This is a genomic window from Martinezella calliandrae (assembly GCF_030272695.1).
Taxonomy (GTDB): domain Bacteria; phylum Pseudomonadota; class Alphaproteobacteria; order Rhizobiales; family Rhizobiaceae; genus Rhizobium; species Rhizobium calliandrae.
Map to the genome: position 1 here is coordinate 1 of NZ_JARFYN010000141.1, position 1480 is coordinate 1480.

The 1480-nt window shown below is 55.8% G+C and carries 1 protein-coding gene; it reads right to left on the reverse strand.

What is annotated here, in order from left to right; genetic code table 11:
* Positions 1 to 20 precede the first annotated feature (20 nt).
* A complete protein-coding gene (locus PY650_RS36360) occupies positions 21 to 1136 on the reverse strand; it encodes an IS630 family transposase (RefSeq protein ID WP_285884933.1) in 1116 nt (371 codons plus the stop codon).
* Positions 1137 to 1480 lie beyond the last annotated feature (344 nt).

Consider the following 1480-nt stretch of genomic DNA (forward strand, 5'->3'; position numbering starts at 1 on the left):
CTAGTACCGTTCCGCAGAGATTATGACTCTTTGACCGGATAGGCTTTGTGGAGTTTCTCGCGGGCCTTTTCGGTTGTGAACATCCATTGGATCCTTGCCTGTTGTGCATTTCGCTGCTGCTGCCAGGCAGCCACCTCTGCGGTCATCTTGTCTTTATCGTCGATCCTGCGGTCGAGGCATTGGCTTTTCAGGACCCCGATCTCGATCTCCACCATATTCAGCCAGCTTGCGTGTTTCGGCGTGTGGTGGAATTCAAGGCGCTTTAGCACGCGGCGCGCTTCGGATGCGGGAAACGCGTCGTATAGCGCACCGGGTGAATGGGTAGAGAGATTGTCCATAACCACACGAATGATCGGGGCGTCAGGATAGTCGATATCGACCAGTTCGCGCATGCACTCGGCAAAATCCTGGTTGGTGCGTCGATCCGTAACCTTCACCCGACGCCAAGGCTGGTGAGCGTTTAGGAAAACGAAAAGATTGACGGTGCCATTGCGGCGATACTCACAGTCGTAGCGTAGTGGCTGCATCGGCTTTGCAAGAATGGGCTCGCGCACCTCGCCAATCAGTTGGACGGGGCTTTCATCAAAGCAAATCACCGGCCTTTGCGGGTCTGGCGGTTCTGCGTAGAGATCCAGGACGTCTTCCATTCGCGCAACATATTCCCCGTCGATCTTGGGAATACACCACATATCCTTCCGCCAGGGTTTGAGATGATTTTCACCAAGCCTTCGGCGCACGGTCTCGCAGGAGACGTGTTCGTGATCCGTCAGCTTGACCATCTCATCGGCCAGTAGCTCAAGCGTCCAACGTGCCCGCCCCGGCGGCGGATTGGAACAGGCCGTTGCCACCAGCAGCGCCTCCTCCTTGGCTGATAGTTTGCGAGCCACGCCGGGCCGAGGCTCCTCACTCAACGCACCTTCGAGATTGGCCTCTACCAGCCGTCGCTTGGTGCGATAGACGGTCGATCCACTGACATTCAAAGTCGTGGCGATAACCTCGTCGCTCACACCCTCATTCGCCGCCAGAAGGATCTGTGCGCGCTTGAGCCGACGGGCCGAGTGGCGGCCTCCGCTCAAAAGAGCGTTGAGTTGCTCGCGTTCAAACTGGTTGAGTTCCACATGATATCTTATATTCATCCGAGCCTCCTTGTGCGGAAACACAGGTTAAACTCAAATGAATCAAACGTTTGGCAAAGAGCCCCTTTCCGGAGCGCCACAGTTCACGCAGCTTCAGGGCCAATACCTGGCCTTCATTTATGCCTATAGCCGGATCTTCAAACGCTCTCCGGCAGAAGTTGACATGCGGCGCCACTTTCAGGTGACCGCACCGTCTGTACACCAGATGGTTCTAACGCTCGAAAAAGCCGGTCTCATTCAACGAACGCCGGGAGAAGCGCGAAGCATTCAATTACTCATAGAACCCGAGGCTCTGCCCATCTTGCGATAAGCTACCAAACCGTCAGAATCTCTGGGGAGCGGTA

Bases quoted from the DNA above. Each gene is read 5' to 3' on its own strand.
- PY650_RS36360 (WP_285884933.1), bottom strand. From the start codon at position 1,136: ATGAATATAAGATATCATGTGGAACTCAACCAGTTTGAACGCGAGCAA.